Consider the following 600-nt stretch of genomic DNA (forward strand, 5'->3'; position numbering starts at 1 on the left):
TCCCAGGGTCGCGTGGGCGAACGTGACGGCGGTGGCGGCTTGCAGCGCCGGCGCCGGTTTCGACGTCGCGCTGCCGGATGGCGGCACGGTGCGGGGCCGCCGGCTGATCCTCGCCACCGGCGTCGCCGACACGTTGCCGGCCGTGGACGGCCTGGAGGAACGCTGGGGCACGAGCGTCTTCCACTGCCCGTACTGCCATGGCTACGAACTGGATGAAGGCGCCATCGGCGTGCTCGCGGCGGGCGAGGCGTCGCTGCACCAGGCGCTGATGCTGCCCGACTGGGGCCAGGTCACCCTGCTGCTGAACGGCGCGTTCGAACCGCAGCCGGATCAGCTGGCGGCATTGGCCCGGCGCGGCGTGGCCGTCGAGCGCACGCCGGTCGCACGCATCGAGGGCCGGGCCGACGTGGTGCTGCGGGACGGACGCCGGCTGCGGCTGGCGGGACTGTTCGTCGCGACCCGCACGCACATCGCCAGCCCGCTGGCCGAGCAGCTGGGCTGCGTGCTGGAAACCGGTCCGCTGGGACCGTACGTCGCGACCGACGCGCAGAAAGCGAGCAGCGTGCCGGGCGTGTTCTGTTGCGGCGACATGGCGCGGCC

At 73.8% G+C, this 600-nt stretch carries 1 protein-coding gene; it reads left to right on the forward strand.

Annotated elements, in window-relative coordinates:
* Positions 1-600 (forward strand): NAD(P)/FAD-dependent oxidoreductase (locus ACEN88_RS33700; RefSeq protein WP_413346699.1); only part of this gene is annotated, 600 nt, incomplete at both ends.

It is taken from the genome of Massilia sp. CT11-108 (assembly GCF_047302915.1).
Taxonomy (GTDB): domain Bacteria; phylum Pseudomonadota; class Gammaproteobacteria; order Burkholderiales; family Burkholderiaceae_D; genus Telluria; species Telluria orientalis.